The sequence below is a fragment of the Flavobacterium sp. LPB0248 genome, assembly GCF_013388355.1.
GTDB lineage: Bacteria > Bacteroidota > Bacteroidia > Flavobacteriales > Flavobacteriaceae > Flavobacterium.
Genome location: NZ_CP058246.1, coordinates 817,937 through 836,609 on the forward strand (window position 1 = coordinate 817,937; position 18,673 = coordinate 836,609).

The 18,673-nt window shown below is 33.4% G+C and carries 21 protein-coding genes; 13 read left to right on the top strand and 8 right to left on the bottom strand.

Annotation, left to right across the window (positions count from 1 at the left end; genetic code table 11):
* Positions 1 to 14 precede the first annotated feature (14 nt).
* The 3 genes from LPB248_RS03280 (at position 15) to LPB248_RS03290 (ending at position 2,984) form a co-directional block, all read left to right on the top strand.
* The gene (locus LPB248_RS03280; RefSeq protein ID WP_177210162.1) at positions 15 to 980 is read left to right on the top strand and encodes a hypothetical protein; all 966 of its coding nucleotides are present in this window, start codon (positions 15 to 17) and stop codon (positions 978 to 980) included.
* A 156-nt stretch (positions 981 to 1,136) separates the two neighbouring features.
* Positions 1,137 to 2,300: an acyltransferase family protein gene (locus LPB248_RS03285; protein WP_177210163.1), complete on the top strand. Its 1,164-nt coding sequence runs from the start codon at positions 1,137 to 1,139 to the stop codon at positions 2,298 to 2,300.
* Positions 2,301 to 2,423: 123 nt separating this feature from the next.
* Positions 2,424 to 2,984, top strand: coding sequence for an L-threonylcarbamoyladenylate synthase (locus tag LPB248_RS03290; RefSeq protein WP_177210164.1), 561 nt, complete (start codon positions 2,424 to 2,426; stop codon positions 2,982 to 2,984).
* A 264-nt stretch (positions 2,985 to 3,248) separates the two neighbouring features.
* Here LPB248_RS03290 and LPB248_RS03295 read toward each other — a convergent pair whose 3' ends face one another.
* On the bottom strand, positions 3,249 to 4,373 hold the full coding sequence (locus LPB248_RS03295; RefSeq protein WP_177210165.1) for a cysteine desulfurase family protein: 1,125 nt from the start codon (positions 4,371 to 4,373) through the stop codon (positions 3,249 to 3,251).
* A gap of 87 nt (positions 4,374 to 4,460) precedes the next feature.
* Here LPB248_RS03295 and LPB248_RS03300 point away from each other — a divergent pair, with 87 nt between their 5' ends.
* Complete coding sequence (locus LPB248_RS03300) at positions 4,461 to 5,453, top strand: hypothetical protein (RefSeq protein ID WP_177210166.1); 993 nt, start codon at positions 4,461 to 4,463, stop codon at positions 5,451 to 5,453.
* Between the two features lie 150 nt (positions 5,454 to 5,603).
* Here LPB248_RS03300 and LPB248_RS03305 read toward each other — a convergent pair whose 3' ends face one another.
* On the bottom strand, positions 5,604 to 6,155 hold the full coding sequence (locus LPB248_RS03305) for a Smr/MutS family protein (protein ID WP_177210167.1): 552 nt from the start codon (positions 6,153 to 6,155) through the stop codon (positions 5,604 to 5,606).
* 1 nt (position 6,156) lies between these two features.
* Complete coding sequence (locus LPB248_RS03310; protein WP_008462622.1) at positions 6,157 to 6,330, bottom strand: hypothetical protein; 174 nt, start codon at positions 6,328 to 6,330, stop codon at positions 6,157 to 6,159.
* Between the two features lie 108 nt (positions 6,331 to 6,438).
* Here LPB248_RS03310 and LPB248_RS03315 point away from each other — a divergent pair, with 108 nt between their 5' ends.
* Complete coding sequence (locus LPB248_RS03315; RefSeq protein WP_177210168.1) at positions 6,439 to 6,723, top strand: DUF2752 domain-containing protein; 285 nt, start codon at positions 6,439 to 6,441, stop codon at positions 6,721 to 6,723.
* 52 nt (positions 6,724 to 6,775) lie between these two features.
* Here the strand turns inward: LPB248_RS03315 and LPB248_RS03320 are convergent, their stop codons facing one another.
* Entirely contained in the window at positions 6,776 to 7,477 is a 702-nt protein-coding gene (locus LPB248_RS03320) for a DUF1003 domain-containing protein (protein ID WP_177210169.1), read from the bottom strand.
* A 190-nt stretch (positions 7,478 to 7,667) separates the two neighbouring features.
* Between LPB248_RS03320 and LPB248_RS03325 the strand changes: the two genes are divergently transcribed.
* From LPB248_RS03325 to LPB248_RS03335, 3 genes are all read left to right on the top strand, one after another.
* Entirely contained in the window at positions 7,668 to 8,459 is a 792-nt protein-coding gene (locus LPB248_RS03325; RefSeq protein ID WP_177212499.1) for a serine O-acetyltransferase, read from the top strand.
* Between the two features lies 1 nt (position 8,460).
* On the top strand, positions 8,461 to 9,348 hold the full coding sequence (gene cysM, locus LPB248_RS03330) for a cysteine synthase CysM (protein ID WP_177210170.1): 888 nt from the start codon (positions 8,461 to 8,463) through the stop codon (positions 9,346 to 9,348).
* Between the two features lie 105 nt (positions 9,349 to 9,453).
* Positions 9,454 to 10,440, top strand: coding sequence for an aldo/keto reductase (locus LPB248_RS03335; protein WP_177210171.1), 987 nt, complete (start codon positions 9,454 to 9,456; stop codon positions 10,438 to 10,440).
* 70 nt (positions 10,441 to 10,510) lie between these two features.
* Here the strand turns inward: LPB248_RS03335 and LPB248_RS03340 are convergent, their stop codons facing one another.
* The gene (locus LPB248_RS03340; RefSeq protein ID WP_177210172.1) at positions 10,511 to 11,560 is read right to left on the bottom strand and encodes a sensor histidine kinase; all 1,050 of its coding nucleotides are present in this window, start codon (positions 11,558 to 11,560) and stop codon (positions 10,511 to 10,513) included.
* Positions 11,561 to 11,719: 159 nt separating this feature from the next.
* Here LPB248_RS03340 and rlmD point away from each other — a divergent pair, with 159 nt between their 5' ends.
* Genes rlmD through LPB248_RS03355 form a run of 3 tightly spaced genes read left to right on the top strand, consistent with a single transcriptional unit; the run spans position 11,720 to position 14,483 of the window.
* Positions 11,720 to 13,132, top strand: a complete 1,413-nt coding sequence (gene rlmD / locus LPB248_RS03345; protein ID WP_177210173.1) for a 23S rRNA (uracil(1939)-C(5))-methyltransferase RlmD — start codon at positions 11,720 to 11,722, stop codon at positions 13,130 to 13,132.
* 6 nt (positions 13,133 to 13,138) lie between these two features.
* Complete coding sequence (locus tag LPB248_RS03350) at positions 13,139 to 13,672, top strand: DUF6452 family protein (RefSeq protein WP_177210174.1); 534 nt, start codon at positions 13,139 to 13,141, stop codon at positions 13,670 to 13,672.
* Positions 13,644 to 14,483: a DUF6048 family protein gene (locus LPB248_RS03355; RefSeq protein WP_177210175.1), complete on the top strand. Its 840-nt coding sequence runs from the start codon at positions 13,644 to 13,646 to the stop codon at positions 14,481 to 14,483. The genes LPB248_RS03350 and LPB248_RS03355 overlap by 29 nt, the downstream gene beginning before the upstream one ends.
* Before the next feature lie 141 nt (positions 14,484 to 14,624).
* Here the strand turns inward: LPB248_RS03355 and LPB248_RS03360 are convergent, their stop codons facing one another.
* The 3 genes from LPB248_RS03360 to LPB248_RS03370 form a co-directional block, all read right to left on the bottom strand.
* Entirely contained in the window at positions 14,625 to 15,317 is a 693-nt protein-coding gene (locus tag LPB248_RS03360) for an aspartate/glutamate racemase family protein (RefSeq protein ID WP_177210176.1), read from the bottom strand.
* Positions 15,318 to 15,329: 12 nt separating this feature from the next.
* Positions 15,330 to 15,566: a hypothetical protein gene (locus LPB248_RS03365; RefSeq protein WP_177210177.1), complete on the bottom strand. Its 237-nt coding sequence runs from the start codon at positions 15,564 to 15,566 to the stop codon at positions 15,330 to 15,332.
* A 198-nt stretch (positions 15,567 to 15,764) separates the two neighbouring features.
* Positions 15,765 to 16,928, bottom strand: coding sequence for a class I SAM-dependent RNA methyltransferase (locus LPB248_RS03370; RefSeq protein ID WP_177210178.1), 1,164 nt, complete (start codon positions 16,926 to 16,928; stop codon positions 15,765 to 15,767).
* A gap of 150 nt (positions 16,929 to 17,078) precedes the next feature.
* On the opposite strand from LPB248_RS03370, the gene LPB248_RS03375 reads away from it, so the two are divergent.
* Together LPB248_RS03375 and LPB248_RS03380 are read left to right on the top strand one after the other, a co-directional pair.
* On the top strand, positions 17,079 to 17,843 hold the full coding sequence (locus tag LPB248_RS03375; RefSeq protein ID WP_177210179.1) for a class I SAM-dependent methyltransferase: 765 nt from the start codon (positions 17,079 to 17,081) through the stop codon (positions 17,841 to 17,843).
* Between the two features lie 91 nt (positions 17,844 to 17,934).
* On the top strand, positions 17,935 to 18,603 hold the full coding sequence (locus LPB248_RS03380) for a ZIP family metal transporter (protein ID WP_177210180.1): 669 nt from the start codon (positions 17,935 to 17,937) through the stop codon (positions 18,601 to 18,603).
* Positions 18,604 to 18,673: the final 70 nt, after the last annotated feature.

An 18,673-nucleotide genomic window follows, 5' to 3' on the forward strand; every position in this document is an offset into this window, starting at 1 on the left:
CTATTTCGTAGATAATGCATATTACTCTTATAAGTTTAGACAACTGGGGACTTAACAAACATATAGCGGCAGACTTAGAAAAACAAGGACATATTGTGCGCCATATCGATTTTAATACTTTCAAATATAAATATCCTTCTGTATTTCATAAAGCGTATAATCTTGTATTAAAAGCGTTCTTCAAAACAAATTTAAAGCATCAGCACTACGGAAAAGAAATTATCAATGAATTAAAGAAAAACGATCAGATTCAAGATGTAATTTTAACCATAAAAGGAGACTTTATAACTCCTGAAAGCATTTTAGAATTTAAAAATTACACTAAAAAATCAATCGGTTTTTTTAATGACAATATTTATCGATGTCCAAAAATCAAACGTGTCCTTCATTGTTTTGATGAAGTTTTCTCATTTGAAAAAGAAGACTGCGAAAAATTCAATTTAAAATTTGCGCCAAATTGGATTTATAATTCAGAAAATGCAATCCCTAATAATCAATTTGAATATGATGTTTTCAATATTAGTTCAATTGACAAAAGACTACCGATATTAAAAAGAATTGCAGCCAATTTGGCCTCGCAACATTCCAAATTTAAATTCATTGTTTACGATAAAAAGCAAAAAGACAATGATGAAAATATTACTTATATAAAAAGTCATATGCCTTTGAGTGAAGTAAATGATTATATCAATCGTTCGAAAGTGCTTTTAGACATTAATCGACTTGGTCAAATCGGACTTACGTTTAGGGTTTTTGAAAGTTTAGGTTTAGAGAAGAAACTTATAACAACAAATACAGATATTAAAAACTACGATTTTTACAATCCAAATAATATTTTAATTATTGACGAAAAAAATCCAGTTATACCTATAGCCTTTTTTGAAAATGAATACGAGAAAATTCCAGATTCTATTTTAAGCCAGTACACTTTAAAAGACTGGACAAATCGCGTTGTTTTTCAAGAAAGTCCTTCTTCTTAATTGCAAATAAAAATCATTTTAGGCTTGTAAGGATTCATATTTTGTTTAGGATAATTTTAACCCTAATATTTTTGCATTTGAAAATGTTTTCTATTTTTGCCCAAATATTAAAAATCTGTTAAAAAACATCTCAATAAAAAGCTATCCTCTCAAAAAATGACATTAACCTTCTTGCTTTGTTTTTTCCTCATCTTAGTTGCTCTTATTTTTTCAGTAATTATTACCAATAGAGTAGTAAAATTAGATGTACAAGAAGTGCGTTATCCAGAAATTGATGGCTTAAGAGGTTATTTAGCATTTTTTGTTTTCCTTCATCACAGTTACATCTGGCGTTTTTTTCTTCAAAATGGGGAATGGGAAGAACCAAAATCAAATTTATTCAATCACTTTGGACAGACTACGGTTGCTTTTTTCTTTGTAATCACCGCTTTCTTATTTACTCTAAAATTAATCAACAGCAAAAACAAACAAATCGATTGGTCGGCTTATATCAATGCTCGCCTGTATAGACTTTTCCCGATGTATCTTTTTTCTGTTGGAATTATATTCTTTATCGCAGGTTATTTAACCAATTTCAAATCAAGAATTCCCTTCTTTGAAAACTTGTTGCATTTGCTTTCATGGATACTTTTCAACATAAGAAAGGGATTAAGCATTAACGGACTAGAAGACAGTTTTTTATTTAATGCTGGAGTAACTTGGACGCTTCCGTACGAGTGGGCTTTCTACTTTTTATTGCCTCTTATTGCGTTGTTTTTTAAGCTTAAAGTAAACTACAAGACATTATTGCTATTTATCTCGACTGCAGCTGTTATAATGATTATTAATGAATCTTCATTACGACACTTCTTCCCTTTTCTTGGAGGTATTATTGCGGCTTTAGTAATTAGCAAAAATAAATTGGGAGCCGTTTTAAAACAGAAAAAATACGCTTTTCTAGCTGTTTTATTAATTGCATGTTCTATTTATTTCTTCAATAGCGGAAGAAAGCCTATTCCAATCATCATCACTACAATTGTCTTTATCATAATTGCTTCTGGAAATAGCTTTTTTGGGCTTCTGTCAAGCACTTTTTCACGCAAATTTGGACAAATCACCTATAGCATTTATTTACTGCACGGCATTTTATTATTCATCCTTTTTTATTTTGTCATCGGATTTGAACAAGCAAAAGATTTAACTGAGTTAGAATTTTGGTCGATCATTTCTTTATCAATTTTTCCGTTAATTTTTATCAGCCAGCTAACATTCAAATATATTGAACATCCTTTGATGGAATTGGCGAAGGTTAAATTAAAATCTTCTACTGTAAAATCATAAATAATCTCTTTGCAGAAAATAGAACCAAAGACTTAAAATACTTCTATTTTCAAACTCTAAAAAGCTTTTACAAGTAAAATTTATAACTTTGCAACCTTAATAAAGTAAATTATAATTTGTAAAATGAACGAGGAAATCATCAACGCATACGAGGTAATTAAAAACGGAGGCATAATCTTGTACCCAACTGATACCGTTTGGGGAATTGGCTGTGATGCCACAAATGCAGAGGCTGTTGCTAAAATTTACAAATTAAAACAACGTGCAGAAACACAAAGCATGATTGTTTTAATGAATAGCGAAAAAATGATGTACAATGTTTTTAAAGACATTCCTGAAGTTGCATGGCAAATTATGGATTTATCTGAAAAGCCAACTACTTTAATTTTAGACGACGCCAGAAACGTTGCGCCAAACATCATTGCAGCCGACAAATCTCTTGGAGTTAGAATGGTAAAAGAACCTTTTTGCTACAAATTGATGGAAAGAATGAAAAAACCTTTAGTTTCTACTTCAGCTAATATTTCTGGACAGCCAACACCTCAAAGTTTCAAAGACATCAGCCCTGAAATTATCAACGGCGTTGATTATGTTGTAAAGTTAAACCAAGACAAAGTCAACGGAAAATCTTCAACCATTATCAAATTGACTAAAGATTCGCAAGTAAAAGTAATTCGTAAATAGTTTTTTTTTGTTTCAAGTTTCAGGTTTCAGGTTTTTGAAATACTTTGAGTATAGTTTTACCGCAAAGTACGTAAAGAAGCTTTTATTGAGAATATAAATAGACTTAAAAAAGTTCGCAAAGCTTTGTCAAAACAAGCTTTGCGAACTTTTTTATTTTAATAGCTCTTAAAAAATCTTAGCGACCTTTGCGTTCCCGATAGCTATCGGGATTGCGTATTCCGCGTTTAAAAACTTAGAATCTCAGAATCTTAATAGCTTAGCAACTTAGACCGTTTTCAAACTCTCAATAAGCCAATCGATATCTTCTTTGGTGTTATAATGACTAAATGAAATTCGGAGATTTGGTAATTTTAAATCAGCCTCCGAAAGCATTTCATTTAAAACATGCGAAGGTTTTATACTTCCAGATTGACAGGCACTTCCTCTAGAAACCGCGATTCCTTTCATATCTAAACTAAAAAGCAGCATTGAAGTTTTGTCTGATGAAAACGGCAGAATAATATTGATGATGTTATAAAAATCATCTTTCTTTCCGTTGATTCTAAAATCTGGAAAATGAATTTCTAACTGCTCAATCAAATAGTTTTTTATTCCCAAGATATAAGCTCTTTCTTCATTTAGTTTTTCGTATGAAATAGACAACGCTTTTGCCATTCCCGCAATCTGATGTACGGCTTCTGTTCCTGCACGGAGCCCTTTTTCTTGTTCACCTCCAAAAAGCAACGGCTGTAAACCAGAATTTTTTCTGATAAAAGCAAATCCAATTCCTTTTGGCCCATGAAACTTATGTGCACTAGCCAAAATAAAGTCAACAGGAGTCTTTTGCAGGTCAATTTCGGTTTTTCCAACAGATTGAACTGTGTCTGAATGAAACAAAGCATTATATTGCTTGCAAATCAGACCAACACGATCTAGGTCTAAAATTGTTCCCGTTTCGTTATTGACATGCATTAAACTAACTAAAGTCTTTTTTTCTTCGGTCAATAAATTAGACAAATGCGTTAAATCTAAACTGCCATCTGCACTTACATTAACGTAATCAACTTGAACATTATATTCTTCCTGAAGCACCCAAACGGTATGCAAAACAGCATGATGCTCAATTTTTGAAGTAATGATTCTTTCTACTTTTAAATCTTCAACAGCAGAACGCAGAATCCAGTTGTCAGCTTCCGTTCCGCCAGAAGTAAAAATGATTTCTTGAGCAGTGCAATTGAGATGCTTGGCAATGCTTTTTCTTGAAAGCTCCAAGATGGTTTTAGCGTTTCGTCCAAAACTATGTGTAGACGACGGATTTCCATAATCCTCAAGCATAATCCTTGTCATTTCCTGAATTACTTCAGGACGCATGGCTGTTGTTGAGGCATTATCTAGATATACTTTTTTCATTGCTGCAAAGTTAAGAAATATCAATTGTCAAATCTTAAATATCATTTGGCAATTTTTTCACTATTTTTGACCCAAATAAATTTTACGATGAAAAAATATGCTGCCCTCCTATTATTTGCCCTATTCTTAAACGGATGCGATGATGGAGATTTGACCGTAGACAAAATAGATTTTGCAGACATTAAGGAATCTCAAGCCTGCGATCCGTTAACAAACACCTTGATTTATAAATTAAAACCTCAAGAAGCGCTTTTACTTCAAATGCCAGAAGGAGCAATTATCAATGACAATGGCACCATAACATACACCATAGATTCAAAAGGTAAAGGCTCATATCGAGTAGTTTATAGAGCTTATGACGGAGCTGTTGCAAAAGACAATATCTGCGGTACGATTCCGCCAAGTACTCCAAAAGTAACCGAAGAATGGCTTGGAATTGACGGTCTAATTGAAATTGTAACCACTCAGTTAGTAGATACAAACGCAACTGATGGAAGCACTAGAATAAAAGGTTATGAACATAGTATTATTTTTAGAAATATCACCTTTGCCAAACCAGCAGGAAACCAAACAGAAGCAGAATTTAAATTTGGAACTTACAATACTAATATAACTCCTGCCAATCTGACTTTCAAAACCAATCCGAATGGTTCTGCTTATGAGTGCGATGAAGTTGCTAGAGTTTACAATTACAATAATACGTTTTATTTATCTATTGACGATATAGATCCAACATTGTTTGCAGAACCCATTACTCTAGGTCAGCCTCGTACAAGTTTAATAACAGCAACACAGAATAAAGTATTTTATAAAACTGCAAAAGAAGGAACCGGATCTATAACACCAGCTTTTGTTTGTGCCAAATTACAGCCAACAGCACCTGCAATTGAAGAAACTTGGACAGGGCAACTCGGCAAGCCAAATGAAAGTGGAATTATTGAAGTAACCACTACTTTAACTGGACAAATTTATGAGCACACAATAGTACTTAAAAATGTAATTTTAGAGAAGGGTAAGAGCAGCTTTAAATTGGGAAGCAGTTTCGTTCTTGGAAAAATTACCAGACCAAAAACAAACTAAAAAAGTAGATTTCCAAAAAGAAATCAGCAGAAATAATTCTTACAAAAAAACGTCTGTTTTTTGAGATGATTTTACAACAAAATCGAATCAAAAAGCAGACGTTTTTTTTATGCTTTACAAGCAAGCTTTTTATACGTTTAAAGAGCTAATTTATTTATTGTTTTGTCTTATATAAACTTCGGTAGCACCAAGACCATACTTTTGATAATTGGCATCTTGGAAATCAATTCCGTCATAACGTCCTAATAAAAAATCAAGTTCAGCTTTCAAAATCCCTTCACCAACACCATGAATAAAAACGATTTTCGGAATGCGGTTTCTTATCGCAAATTCGATATGTCTTTTTGCCGTTTCCGTCTGTAATGTCAAAATATCATAGTTCGACATTCCGCGCTTATTTGGAACCAATTTTTCGATATGCAAATCAAATTCTGGAACGCCAACTTCGCGCTTATCTTTCTTTTCTTTAACAAAACTTCTCGGTTTTGGTTCTGTTTTCTCTTTTGAAATTTCATCTAAATCAATTCTTTTAATAGAATTCATTAAATTACTGGTTTCTTGAATTTTAAGCAATTCATTGACTAAAAATGTCATCATAAATCCGTCCTCAGTTTCAATCAAAACCTCGTTATTTTTAACCGAAACTACTGTTCCGTTTATAGCTTCGTCTAGTACCGAAACTTTATCTCCTTTTGCCAACATCCTACTCTTCTTTATCGTTATTTTTACTTGGCGTTTTTGCACTCAGCTGCATCATTCCGAACATGAAAACTACAATTGCAGCAATCATGATATAGATATTTTTCTCTTCCGAAACCTGTTCGTATAACGCAACCGAAATCGCAAGAATCATTATTATAATTTTAAAAGTTTTCATCCTTTCTTTATTTTAAGATTTCAAAAATATAAAACTTTCAGATAGCGCTTCTATACTTACCTAAACGTTTGTCATATTTTTTTAGTAAAATTGCAAAAAAGATCTGCTATGAGTTTAGAGAAATACATGATTCCTTGTCTGTTCAAAACCGTGTTTGGTTATGACTGTTTAGGATGTGGATTTCAGCGTTCTCTATTCTTACTTTTTCAAGGTGATTTTTTGGCTGCTTTTAAAATGTATCCAGCTATTTACACCTGCCTTTTACTCTCCGTTTTTATCGCCTTTCATTTTTTAGACAAGTCTAGAAACTATAAAAAACTAATCTGGAGAATGGCTATTATAAATCTATTTTTTATGCTTGGCGGATATTATCTGAAGCACTTTTATTTTTAGATTTTAGATTTTCTAAAAGTCGCTTTGCTCCTTTTGGAATTTCAAGAACCTTTTATTTCTTAATCTGATCCAAAATATCATTCATCATTTCAATTTGCACTTTTTGAATTTCGATTAATTCTTGTTGCTGATGCATAATTAAATGATCAATTTTATCGTGAATTAATCTAATCTCTAATTCCGATTTCAGATTGATCATAAAATCTTTTTTAGCACGATTACGGTCTTTTTCTTCCTGACGGTTTTGACTCATCATAATTACTGGTGCTTGCAAAGCTGCAACACACGACAATATTAAATTTAAAAGAATAAACGGATAGGGATCAAAACCTTTATTTAGAAAAATATACACATTTGAGATAATCCAAATCGAAATAAATACCACAAACGAAATAATAAATGTCCAGCTTCCTCCAAAATCAGCCACTTTATCTGCCACTTTTTGTCCTAAGCTTCTAGTTTCTTCTTCCTCTTCTACAATACTTACAATTGATTTGTCTTCTTTTAATGAAGAAATAACGTTTTTCTCCATTGCAGAAAGCGCCCCAATTTCAGTAGAAAGATAATTTGATATATATTTTTGGCGATAGATATTTAATTCATTTATAGAAATACAATCTTCGGCGCTAAAATCTGGATATTCTTTTTTAATCAATCCTAAAATAGGATCGTGTATTGCCCTTCCGTAAATTTTCTCGTTTTCATCAAAAGGAAGTCCAGAAATTGCACTTGTAAATGTTGGCTTATTTTTCATTTTAGTATATTTTGAAAGCTAATTTACGCAATTAACTTCTTAAGAATTGCATAAATAAGAACAGTTTAGAATTTGCTTTTTATCACAAATCAGACTTTGTAAAGAAAATTTCTTTCGTTAAATCGTGATTTTATTTCCAAAAAACGCCTTACTTTTAACGTTCCAAAATTATTCATTCATTTTTACCATTGTGACAAAAGACACTATCATACAAAACATAAGAGCTTTAAAGAGCCACTCTCACATAAATTACGGCATTAAAACCAAAACGGAAGACTTTACAGAAAAGCTTTTTTATACGCTTTTTGATTCGAATGCGGCTCTTGACGAAAGCATTGACGAACTAGAGTTTCGCTTTAAAGAAATTGCGGTTTTAGCTTGTAAAAAGCCTCAAAATTTATGCGAATCTATTTGGGATCGTTTTTTAGAAAAGCTTCCAGGAGTTTTAGAAAAGCTAAATCAAGATGCCGAATATATTCTTGAGAACGATCCCGCTTCAAATAGCATTGACGAGGTTTATCTGGGATACCCTGGATTTTATGCCATCGCAATTTACCGATTAAGCCACGAATTATACCATCTCGATTTATTGCTTTTTTCTCGTTTAATGAGCGAATATGCGCATAGAATTACAGGTACAGATATTCACGCAGGAGCCGATATTGCTTCACCATTTTTTATCGATCACGCAACAGGTATCGTAATTGGTGAGACAACTGTTATTAAAAAACATGTAAAAATTTACCAAGGTGTTACGCTCGGTGCATTAAGCGTAAGCAAGGAAATGAAAAATGCAAAAAGGCACCCGACAGTTGAGGCCAATGTCTGCATTTATGCCAATGCAACCATTTTGGGTGGAGAAACAGTAATTGGAAAAAACAGTGTTGTTGGAGGAAATGCCTGGATTACCAAATCGATTCCAGAAGATTCTATTGTCTTAAATACCACTACTACTGAAGTTAAAATAAAAGAAAAAAAATAAAATGAATTCACATAAATTATTAAACCTAATTGGCAATACTCCGTTAATGGAAACGGTCAATCTAGTTAAAAATAAAAATGTAAAACTTTTACTGAAACTGGAAGGAAATAATCCTGGAGGAAGTGTAAAAGACAGGGCTGCTTACAATATGATTGCTGCCGCTTTGGAAAGGGGCGACATCAAAAAAGGAGACAAATTGATTGAAGCAACCAGTGGAAATACAGGAATTGCCTTAGCCATGATTGCTCAATTATTTGGTATTGAAATCGAATTGGTTTTACCAGAAGATTCTACCAAAGAACGTACTCAAACAATGCGTGCTTATGGCGCTACGGTTATCCTTACACCTGCAAGCGAAGGAATTATTGGTTCTAGAGATTATGCCGATAAAAAAGTAGCACAAGGCGGTTATTTGATGCTGAATCAATTTGCCAATGATGATAACTGGAAAGCGCACTACAAAACAACCGGACCAGAAATATGGAATGATACTGATGGAACGGTAACACATTTCGTTTCTGCTATGGGAACAACTGGAACCATTATTGGAACTTCTACTTATTTAAAAGAAAAGAATTCAAACGTACAGATTATTGGCGCACAGCCAAGCGATGGCTCGCAGATTCCTGGAATTCGTAAATGGCCAAAAGAATACTTACCGAAAATTTTTGATGCTTCAAAAGTAGATACTGTTATCGATGTGAGCGAAGAAGAAGCTCGTGCAATGACCAAAAGACTAGCTCTTGAAGAAGGCGTTTTTGCAGGAATGAGCAGCGGAGGCTCTGTTGCCGTTGCCTTAAAAATAGCAGAACAATTAGAATCTGGAGTTGTGGTTGCCGTGATCTGCGATCGAGGCGACCGTTATTTGTCTTCGGATTTATTTGATTAAAAAAGAGACAAAGGTTCAGAGGTGCAAAGGGACAAAGCCTCTAAACTTTCCAAAAAAACCTTTGCAACTCTGAACCTCTGAACCTTTGTAACTAAAAAGAAAAAAATGAACTACAGAAAACTAGGAAAAACAAACTTTAATATCTCTGAAATTTCGCTTGGCACTTGGCAGGTTGGTGGAAAATGGGGATCGGGTTTTGATGATAAAACTGCCGACGAACTATTGAATACCGCTATTGACAATGGCGTAAACTTTATTGACACAGCTGATGTCTACGAAAACGGATTGAGCGAAACTGCTGTTGGAAGGGTCGTTCGTTCTCGCTCTGAACGAATTTTTGTTGCCACAAAATGCGGGCGCCAGATTAATCCACATGTTAATGAAGGATATACTCCAAAAGTGCTTCAAAAATTTGTTGAAGACAGCTTAAAAAGAACAGGTTTAGAAACACTTGATTTGATCCAATTACACTGTCCTCCAACAGAAGTGTACTATCGTCCAGAAATCTTTGAACTCTTTGACCGATTGAAAGATCAGGGAAAAATTCTTAATCTTGGCGTAAGTGTCGAAAAGGTTGAAGAAGCATTAAAAGCTATCGAATATTCGAATGTAACTACAGTTCAAATTATTTTCAATTTGTTTCGCCAGCGTCCTTCTGAGCTGTTTTTCTCAGAAGCTAAAAAGAAAGACATTGGAATCATTGCAAGAGTTCCCTTAGCAAGCGGACTTTTAACAGGTAAATTTAATTCAAAAACTACTTTTGAACCTCAGGATCACCGAAATTTTAATCGTAACGGAGAAGCGTTTGATAAAGGCGAAACTTTTTCTGGAATTGATTATGAATTAGGCTTAAAAACTGTTGAAGAATTAAAAGCTTTATTTCCTGAATCAAAAAATCTGGCAGCAATTGCGCTTCAATGGATTTTGAGTTTTGATGAAGTAAGCTGTATTATTCCGGGCGCATCAAAAACGGAACATGTTTTATCGAATTTATCGGTTTATGATACTCCAAAAGTGGCCTCAGAACAGATTGTAGCAATGAATAAAATCTATAACGATCTGATTAAACCTTCGGTTCATCAGCTTTGGTAATACATACTAAAAGAAAAACAAAAAAGGGTTATTAAGCATTTACAAATCTTAATAACCCTTTTTATTTTTTTTAGATATCAAATTCAATCCTAAATTCGGCACCTTTATTTTTTCCTTCGCTCGATGCAGTCAATCCGCCTTTGTTTCTTTCAATGATTTTCTTGCATAGATACAATCCAATTCCCGTAGAACCTTCATTTGCGGTTCCTAGACGGCTCATTTTGGTAAACTTTTTAAACAACTCTTCAATTTGGTTTTTATCAAAGCCCATTCCTTTGTCTCGTACCGTAACTATCAATTTGGAATGTTCTGAAAAGATCCTAACTTTAATTTCACTATCAAAATAAGAAAACTTGACCGCATTGCTTATCAGATTCACCAGAACCTGAATTAAAAGCCCCTCGTCTATTTTTAATTTTGCTTCATTACATTCTACGGCCAAAGCCAGCTTTATGTTTTTATCAAACAAGCGCTGTTCTACTTGTTCATTAATAAATGGAATGATATTAGGAAATAAAACCGTTTTAACTTCCTGATTTACTTTTACCACTTCATCTTGTTCTTTAAGCAATTTGATAAAATTTTCAATATATCGAAATTGAAGATCAGTCGATTCGCAGATCAATTCGGCTAGATTTTTAACTGATTCTGATGGATTTTCACTTATAATCAGCTGCGCCAAACCTTGCGGATTTCCTGCAAAATTTCTCAAATCATGCGAAAGCATATAGATTAAATCCTGTTTTTCATTAATAAAATTTTCCGCTTCATTAATAGATTCCTGTATATTACACAAAAGCAGTCCTGCTTCATCTGTATAGTCTGTTGGCAAATCAGATAATTTTCTTGAATCTCTGTACTCATCTAATGCTTTTGATGCCGTTGCGATAGGTTTTATTAGTCTGTTTAAAACTAAAAGTGTAATTGCTGTTGCAAGCAATGTCATAATTAGCGAAAAAATAAGAATTGAAGATGGAGAAATACTATGTTCAAAAAATAAAACGAAAAACAAAATTCCGATTAAGGGAATATGAATTCCTATAAAAGCGACAAATAGGAATTTAAATGCATAACTTTTTTTAAGAAAACTGATTTGAGAAAGTTTATGATACAACTTCATAAAAAGAGGTGAATAAGCGCAGGTTAATAGCTGTTTTTGTTGGGGTAATAATAAAAACAAAATTAACTTTTATGCTCAATTAAACTAATATTTTAAAGAATTTCTAAATTTTTTCAAAAATTAAATTTGTAAAAGTTTTCAAAGGCTTATTTTTGCGCTATGGGAAGAAAAAATACAGACAAAGTTGTCTTTCATCAAATTCAAGTTCTTGATGCTGGTGCAAAAGGCGTTTCAGTAGCCAAAGCACCTGACGGAAAAGTAATCTTTATTCCGAATGTGGTACCTGGAGATGTTGTGGACGTGCAGACATTAAAAAAAAGAAAGGCTTACTACGAAGGTAAAGCTGTAAAATTTCACGAATTATCTGAATATAGAGTAGAGCCAATCTGCGAACATTTTGGAGTATGCGGAGGCTGCAAATGGCAAAACATGAAATACAGCCAGCAGCTTGCATTTAAACAAAATGAGGTTAAAAATCACTTACAAAGAATAGGAAAAATTGAACTTCCAGAATTTGAAGATATTTTAGGTTCTGAAAAACAGTTCTTTTATAGAAATAAAATGGAATTTTCTTTTTCAAATAGCCGTTGGTTAACTGAAAAAGAAATTGGAAGCACTGAAGATTTAGGAAACAGAAATGCTTTAGGATTCCATATTCCGAAAATGTGGGATAAAATTCTTGATATCAACAAATGTCATTTACAAGAAGATCCTTCAAATGCCATTCGTAACGAAATAAGAGCTTTTGCAAACGAACATAATTTAGCGTTTTTTAATCCGAGAGAACATTCTGGATTATTAAGAACTGTTATGATTCGTACTGTTTCTACAGGCGAAATCATGGTTTTAATTCAGTTTTTTGAAGACGATAAAGAAAATCGAGAATTGATTCTTGACCATTTATACGAGAAGTTTCCACAAATTACTTCATTGCAATATGTTGTAAACGGAAAACCAAACGATACCATTTACGATCAAGATGTTGTTCTTTATAAAGGAAGAGATTACATCTTAGAAGAAATGGAAGGTCTAAAATTCAGCATTAATGCTAAATCTTTCTACCAGACCAATTCTGACCAAGCTTACGAATTATATAAAATAACCCGAGATTTTGCTGGTCTTACCGGAAATGAAACGGTTTATGACTTGTATACAGGAACGGGAACAATTGCTCAATTCGTTTCTAAAAAAGCAAAAAAAGTAATCGGAGTAGAAAGTGTTCCTGAAGCAATTCTTGATGCTAAAGCCAATGCAGAACGCAATAATATTACAAATTGCGAGTTTTTTGTTGGTGATATGAAAGTGGTATTCAATGAAGCTTTTATTGCACAGCACGGAAAACCAGATGTTATTATTACAGATCCGCCTCGTGACGGAATGCATAAAGATGTAGTGGAGCAAATTTTAAAAATTGCACCAAAAAGAGTTGTTTATGTAAGCTGTAATTCTGCAACGCAGGCACGTGATTTGGCTTTAATGGATGAAAAATACAAAGTAACACGTGTGAGACCTGTAGATATGTTTCCACAGACACATCATGTTGAAAATGTTGTACTTTTAGAACTTCGATAAAAATAGATGAAAAAACTAATCTCTCTTTTACTGCTCTTTACTTTTGGCTTATCTAGCTGCGAGAAAGATGATGTCTGTGATCCCAATACACCAACTACACCTAGATTGGTGATTACATTCTATGATATTTCCAATCCGACCAAAACCAGAAATGTGAGTAACTTAAAAGTTATTGGTGAAGGAATGGAACAGGGAATTGTTTTTAATGAAAGTCTTGCAGTTGATGATTCACTACGATATGTAACCAATGGAAGCACTGTTATGATTCCTTTAAAAGTAAACGACAGTACAACAACCTTCAAGTTTATTTCCAATTCATTTAATCCTGCTTCAATCAATACTGATGTGTTAAAATTTAATTATACACCGCAAAATGTATATGTTTCTAGAGCATGTGGATTTAAAACTATATTTCAGTTAAGAAACGTTCTTCCTATTGTTCAAACTGATCCAGACGGTAGTATTTGGATGACCGACGTTGAATTAGAAAACCCTAACATTGAATCTGAAAATGAAACACACATTAAAGTTTATTTCTAGTCTTTCATTATTGTTTTCAATGTTTTTAGGTTACGCTCAGGATGTTCCTGAGATTTCTAAAAATAAAGATACAATAGTGACTAAAAAGCCTCAAACAGAAAAAACTGTAAAGACGGCAAAACCAGAAGTACAGGAAACCCAAAAAGACAGCGTTGTAAAAACAGATCGCTACGGGCTTCGTGTCGGTGTCGATTTGTACAAACTTACCCGTGGACTTTATGACAAAAATTATAAAGGAGTTGAATTTGTTGGAGACTGGCGCTTGACAAAAAAATACTATATCGCTGCAGAATTAGGCTACGAAGACAAAACTACCGAGGATGACCGATTAACCTCTTCGGCTAACGGAACGTACATAAAAGCAGGTTTTGATTATAACTTTTATCAAAACTGGTTGGATATGGAAAACCTGATTACGATTGGAATGCGAGGCGGTTTCAGTACTTTTAGTCAAGAACTGATTAATTACAAAATTTATAATCCGAATCCGTATTGGGGGGAATTACCTCCTATAGCAGAAGGTCAAAAATATAACGGCCTTACAGCAACTTGGATCGAGGTTGCAATGGGATTAAAAGCGCAGGTTTTTAGAAATGTATTTGTTGGTTTTGGCGTACAGCTTAAACTTCTGGCAACCAATAAAGAGCCTAATAATTTTGAAAACCTTTATATTCCAGGTTTCAACAGAACTTATGATGGAAGCTTCGGAATTGGTTTCAACTATACAGTTTCTTACTTTATTCCGATTTACAAGAAAAAAACAATGGCGTCTGAAACTGCAAAAAAAGAAGAACCTAAGAAGAAGAAATAGTTCTTTTTTTAAGATGCTAAGATTCTAAGATACTAAGGTACTAAGGCTAAAAAAAGCGGTAAATTCAAATTGAATTTACCGCTTTTTTATGTTGTTAAGAAAACTTAGAACTTTAGTAGCTTAGAACCTCAACACCTAAAACTAAGTTAACTGAAAATTAATCGCTGCTTGTGTATGTATTAAAGTAGTATCAAAAATTGGAACGTTTAAGTCACCTTCTTTTATGACTAGCGGAATTTCGGTACATCCTAAAATGATTCCTTCTGCTCCGCTTTGAATCAATTCATTTGCGATTTCTAAGTAACGCTTTTTCGTTTCTTCTGTTGCAATTCCTCTTCCTAATTCTTCGAAAATGGTGTAATGAATAAAATCTTTGTCAGCTTCACTTATTGGTATTATCGTTTCAATTTCTTTCTCAGCCAATTTATCTTTAAAAAAATCCAATTCCATTGTAAATTTCGTTCCTAGTAGACCAACTTTTTTCAATTGTTTTTTCTGAATTTCAATCGCTGTTTCTTCTGCAATATGAATAAGAGGAATATCAATAGCTTCTTGTATCCTATCAGCAATTAAATGCATGGTATTGGCGCATAAAAGAATAGCTTCTGCCCCACCCGATTTTAAAACTTCAGCAGCTTTTAAAAGCATATTAAAAGTCGAATCCCAATCGTTAGCATCGTTATTCTTTTTAATATCGGAATAATTAAAAGAGTAAATTAGACATTCAGAGAAATTTAATCCGCCCAATTTCTCATTAATTCCTTTATTAATCAAAGTATAATAATCAGATGTAGAAACCCAGCTGATTCCGCCAATAAGTCCAATTTTCCTCATATATTTTCCAAATTATCCGATTTCTTTAATTCCTTTTATAAAAAGCCATTTCATAAAAAGCTTTTCACCGTCTTTGGTTCTTACTGCTTGGAATTTAGGCCCAATAATAGTTCCGATTACAAATGCCGTCATCGGAATCCAGATTCCAGTTAATCCTGTGTAAGCAGCAATCAAATATCTAAATGCAAGAAATAAGATAGCAAAAGCTGCCAATTGGTATAAAAAAGCGCGTAGTTGTAGTTTTGACATGTTTTTGTTTTTAAGGTTCAGAGTTGCAAAGGTTCAGAGGAGCAAAGTTTTTCATTTTGCTGTTTTAAAGCTTTGTTCTTTGAACTGATAATCAAATTATATTTTTAATACTCTTTTTCTAGGTTAAAGTTTCAGTTTTCTAGATGACAAAGTATTTCACTTTGTCCCTTTGAACCTTCGCAACTTTGCAACTTGAACCTATTCAGAAACCTGAAATTTCGTTCTCTTACTTCCTTCGTACATTTCGTATTTTACCAAACGTGCTTCAAGGCTTCCGTTGAAAAGTTTGATTTTTCTTGAAGGTTTTAATCCTACGAATTTTAAGGCTTCAAGATTGGCTGTAATAAACCAAGCATTTGTTCCTGGATAATTCTTCTTTAAGGTATCTCCAATGCTTGCGTAGAATCTTTCCATATGAATATCTAAACGCTCATCATAAGGCGGATTGAAGACAATATGAAGTTTTCCTTCTGTTTCTTTTTCCGTATCAAAGAAATTCTCTTCGTAAATTTTAATATAATCTTCTAAATTGGCATTTCTAATATTGTCTTTGGCTTTGCTTACAGCACTTGGCGCTTTATCAAAACCTTTAATTGTATAATGAAACTCTCTTGTTTTTTTCATTAGACTATCAACAATTGTGTCGAACAAATCATTATCCCAATCTTTCCATTTTTCAAAAGCAAATTCTTTTCTGTTAATGTTTGCTGGAATATTGCAGGCAATCATTGCTGCTTCTGCTAAAAAAGTTCCAGAACCGCACATTGGATCAAGAAAATCACTTTGTCCGTCCCAGCCAGATAGTAAAAGAATTCCAGCCGCTAAAACCTCATTAATCGGAGCAATATTAGTAGCTGTTCTATAACCACGCTGATGAAGTGAAGCTCCAGAAGTATCCAAAGCCACAGAAACCTGATCTTTGTCAATATGAATATTAATACGTAAATCTGGATATTGCTTATCAATACTCGGCCTTTGACCAGTTCTTTCTCTAAATTGATCTACAATCGCATCTTTACATTTCTGCGAAACAAATTCAGAATGATTGAAATAAGTAGAATGCACCGTTGCATCGATCACAAAAGTCTGATTCGCGTTTAAAAGTTTAGACCAGTTTAAACCCGAAATCCCTTTGTACAACGCTTGTTCATTATTTGCTCTAAAAGAATAAATTGGTTTTAAGACTTTTAGTGCTGTACGCAAAGACAAATTGGCTTTATACATAAAACCTTTATCTCCTTTAAAACTCACCATTCTCACTCCCTTTTCGACATCTTGAGCGCCAAGTGCACGTAATTCTTTTTCTAATATTTCTTCAAAGCCAAAAAAACATTTGGCAATCATTTTAAAATTTTCTTCCATCTTGTCTTTTAAATTAAAAAAAACTAAAAATTTAAAAGATGCATTCCTGCATCTCTTTGCATAATGCAACAATGTATCGCTGCTAAATAGTAATTTTTCGGCAAAAATACACTAAATTTGCCGGACTTTGAATTAATTGAAATAGAATAAATGTCCGAAAAGCATAACGACTCCATCCCAAATCAAGAAGGCGACGATCAAAACTGGTACTCTTCGTGGTTTGACACGCCTTATTATCACATTCTTTACAAGGATCGTAATTATCGTGAAGCTCAGGTTTTCATGGACAATTTAACGCACTACCTTAATTTGCCTGAGAAAGCAAAAGTATTGGATTTAGCGTGCGGAAAAGGCCGTCATTCTATTTATTTAAATCAATTAGGCTACGATGTTTTAGGAGCCGACTTGTCTGAAAACAGCATTTCTGAAGCTAGTAAAAATAGTAACGAAACCCTGCATTTTAAAGTGCATGACATGCGCGAACCTTTTGAAGAAAAGTTCGATGCTATTTTCAACCTTTTTACCAGTTTTGGCTACTTCGAAAGCGACGACGATAATCTGACAACCTTAAAAGCAATTAAGGAAAGCTTATCTGAATACGGTTTTGCGGTTATCGATTTTATGAATGTTGCAAACGTAATTGAAAACCTTGTTCCAGAAGAAGTAAAAACGGTTGACGAAATAGATTTTCACATCAAAAGATATGTAGAAGACGGGCATATTTTCAAAGAAATTGATTTTGAAGACCATGGCAGAAAATATCATTTTACAGAAAAAGTAAAAGCACTAACTTTGAAAGACTTTCAAGATTTAATGGACGAAGCTGGAATTTTCCTGCTGGACATTTTTGGAGATTATAAACTCAAAAAATTCCATAAAACCGAAAGCGAAAGATTAATCATGATTTTTAAATAAATTGGTTAATCGTTTAATTGTTGAACCGTTTAATCGCTAAACAAAAAAACAATTAACCGATTAAACGAATCAACGATTAAACAAAATAAAAATGAACTATTTACTACCCTTAATTTCTGTACTTTTAGGATATAGTGTGGCTTTGTTTATAAAACCAGAAAACAAAACCAATTTAAAACTGCTGCTTGCATTCAGCGGTTCTTTTTTATTGTCTTTAACAGTAATGCATCTGCTACCAGATGTTTACGAATCGCATAACCACAATATCGGAATCTTCATAATGGTCGGGATTTTATTCCAGATCGTTCTCGAATTTTTCTCAAAAGGTGCCGAACACGGACATGTACACGGACATGCAAAAATGTCTCAAATTCCGTGGCTATTGTTTATCAGTCTTTGCATTCATGCTTTTTTAGAAGGTTTTCCTGTCAGCCATCACCACGGTTTAGCCGTCGGAATTGCCATTCATCATCTGCCAATTGCTGTTATCTTAACAACATTTTTCATTAATGCCGATTTAAACAAAAAAGCCATTTTTGCTTTCATGCTCACATTTGCCATCATGACGCCACTAGGAACTGTAGCATCTGAATATTTGCCTTTTTTAAGTAAATATTACACCGAAATAACGGCAATCGTAATTGGTATTTTATTTCACATTTCATCAACGATTATTTTTGAAAGCAGCGAAGGGCACAAATTCAATATCGCCAAAGTTTCGATGATCGTTCTCGGAATTTTATTGGCATTCTTTTTATAGTGTGTCAATTAGAAAATGTGCCAATTAGATAATGATAATTTTCTAATTGGCACATTTTCTAATTATCTAA